The following is a 3,181-nucleotide window of genomic DNA, read 5'->3' on the forward strand; positions in this document are numbered from 1 at the left end:
AAAAGAAAGGCGACGACATACTCTCCCACATAACTGCAGTACCATCTGCGCAGGCGGGCTTAACTTCTCTGTTCGGGATGGGAAGAGGTGAGCCCCGCCGCAATAACCACCTTAAGGTTGTTAGTAATTAGTCCTTAGTACTTAGTAAGTAGTCCTTAGACTATTTACCAATTACTATTCACTAGTTACTGCTCGACGAGCCAATATTTTAACATACTGGGATAAAGAAACAAATAAGTATTTTTTTAGAAAGTTCTCTCCCGAGAGCTTTCGCTCTCGGGAAAAGGGATGTGCATAAGCTTACGGATTATTAGTACTACTCGACTATGACATTACTGCCTTTACATCTGTAGCCTATCAACGTGGTCATCTTCCACGATCCTTAAAAGAAATCTCATCTTGTGGTGGGTTTCGCGCTTATATGCTTTCAGCGCTTATCCCTTCCAAACGTAGCTACTCTGCGGTGCCCCTGGCGGGACAACAGATACACTAGAGGTTTGTCCAATTCGGTCCTCTCGTACTAGAATCAGATCCACTCAAATTTCTAACGCCCGCAGTAGATAGAGACCGAACTGTCTCACGACGTTCTGAACCCAGCTCGCGTGCCACTTTAATGGGCGAACAGCCCAACCCTTGGGACCTTCTCCAGCCCCAGGATGTGACGAGCCGACATCGAGGTGCCAAACCCCCCCGTCGATATGAGCTCTTGGGGGAGATCAGCCTGTTATCCCCGGCGTACCTTTTATCCTTTGAGCGATGGCCCTTCCATGCGGAACCACCGGATCACTATGCTCTACTTTCGTACCTGATCGACCTGTATGTCTCTCAGTCAAGCTCCCTTATGCCATTGCACTCTACGCACGGTTACCAAGCGTACTGAGGGAACCTTTAGAAGCCTCCGTTACTCTTTTGGAGGCGACCACCCCAGTCAAACTACCCACCAAGCACTGTCCCCCACATCGCGGGGTTAGGCCTCAGATAAACAAAGGGTTGTATTTCAACAATGACTCCACAACGCCTGGCGACGCCGCTTCATAGTCTCCAACCTATCCTACACATCATTTATCCAAGGTCAATACTAAGCTATAGTAAAGGTGCACAGGGTCTTTTCGTCCCACTGCGGGTAAACGGCATCTTCACCGTTACTACAATTTCACCGAGCTCATGGCTGAGACAGTGTCCAGATCGTTACACCATTCGTGCAGGTCGGAACTTACCCGACAAGGAATTTCGCTACCTTAGGACCGTTATAGTTACGGCCGCCGTTTACTGGGGCTTCAATTCAATGCTTCTCCGAAGATAACATCTCCTCTTAACCTTCCAGCACCGGGCAGGTGTCAGGCCCTATACTTCATCTTACGATTTTGCAGAGCCCTGTGTTTTTGATAAACAGTCGCCTGGACCTCTTCACTGCGGCCCCGATTGCTCGGGGCGACCTTTCTCCCGAAGTTACAGGTCTATTTTGCCTAATTCCTTAGCCATGAATCTCTCGAGCACCTTAGGATTCTCTCCTCAACTACCTGTGTCGGTTTACGGTACTGGTTCTTACTGCCTGAAGTTTAGAGGTTTTTCTTGGAAGCCCTTAGGCGCACTATCTCTTTGTCCGAAGACTCCGAGTACTATCGCATTTCACCAAACTCTCCGGATTTGCCTAGAGAGCCTATAGCTAGGTGCTTTAACGAACTATTCCGTCAGTTCGCGGCGCTTTCATCACTCCGTCACCCCATCACAGCAATAAGAAGTACGGGAATATTAACCCGTTGGCCATCGACTGTCCCTTTCGGGTTCGCCTTAGGTCCAGACTAACCCACAGCTGATTAGCATAGCTGTGGAAACCTTAGTTTTTCGGTGTGCGGGTTTCTCGCCCGCATTATCGTTACTTATGCCTACATTTTCTTTTCTGACCGGTCCAGCATACCTTACGATACACCTTCAGCCCTGTCAGAATGCTCCCCTACCACTTTGTGTTGCCACAAAATCCATAGCTTCGGTAATATGCTTATGCCCGATTATTATCCATGCTCGTCCGCTCGACTAGTGAGCTGTTACGCACTCTTTAAATGAATGGCTGCTTCCAAGCCAACATCCTAGCTGTCTGGGCAGACAAACCTCGTTCTTTCAACTTAGCATATATTTGGGGACCTTAGCTGATGGTCTGGGTTCTTTCCCTCTCGGACTTGGACCTTAGCACCCAAGCCCTCACTGCTGTAAAACATTATATAGCATTCGGAGTTTGTCAGGAATTGGTAGGCGGTGAAGCCCCCGCATCCAATCAGTAGCTCTACCTCTATATAACTATTATCAGCGCTGCACCTAAATGCATTTCGGGGAGTACGAGCTATTTCCGAGTTTGATTGGCCTTTCACCCCTACCCACAGGTCATCCGAAGACTTTTCAACGTCAACCGGTTCGGTCCTCCACTGTGTGTTACCACAGCTTCAACCTGCCCATGGGTAGATCACACGGTTTCGCGTCTAACACTGCCGACTAAAGCGCCCTATTCAGACTCGCTTTCGCTGCGGATCCATGGCTTAACCACTTATCCTTGCCGGCAACGTTAACTCGTAGGCTCATTATGCAAAAGGCACGCCGTCACCCCACGAAGGGGCTCCGACCGCTTGTAAGCGCATGGTTTCAGGATCTATTTCACTCCGTTATTCACGGTTCTTTTCACCTTTCCCTCACGGTACTGGTTCACTATCGGTCTCTCAGGAGTATTTAGCCTTAGCGGATGGTCCCGCCGAATTCAGACAGGGTTTCACGTGCCCCGCCCTACTCAGGATACCGCTATCCATTACGCTCGTTGCCCATACGGGGCTGTCACCCTCTATGGCGCTCCTTTCCAGAAGCTTCCGGTTCCTTGCGCATGAAATGTCGCGGTCCTACAACCCCAGCACTGCCGTAACAGCACTGGTTTGGGCTAATCCGCGTTCGCTCGCCACTACTTACGGAATCACTTTTGTTTTCTTCTCCTCCGCCTACTTAGATGTTTCAGTTCAGCGGGTTTGCCCACCTATCGGTGTGCTATATCTTCAATATAGCGGGTTGCCCCATTCGGATATCTGCGGATCAATCTGTGTGTGCCAGTCCCCGCAGCTTTTCGCAGCTTATCACGTCCTTCATCGCCTCTGAGAGCCTAGGCATTCCCCATGCGCCCTTATTTTGCTTATTGCACCAATCA

2 rRNA genes are annotated in these 3,181 nt (G+C 49.7%); both read right to left on the bottom strand.

Annotation, left to right across the window (positions count from 1 at the left end):
• Positions 1-4: 4 nt before the first annotated feature.
• A 5S ribosomal RNA gene (gene rrf, locus HNP35_RS23690) occupies positions 5-114 on the bottom strand.
• A gap of 176 nt (positions 115-290) precedes the next feature.
• Positions 291-3,173, bottom strand: a 23S ribosomal RNA gene (locus HNP35_RS23695).
• Positions 3,174-3,181 lie beyond the last annotated feature (8 nt).

It is taken from the genome of Flavobacterium notoginsengisoli, assembly GCF_014207905.1.
GTDB classification, from domain to species: Bacteria; Bacteroidota; Bacteroidia; order Flavobacteriales; family Flavobacteriaceae; genus Flavobacterium; species Flavobacterium notoginsengisoli_A.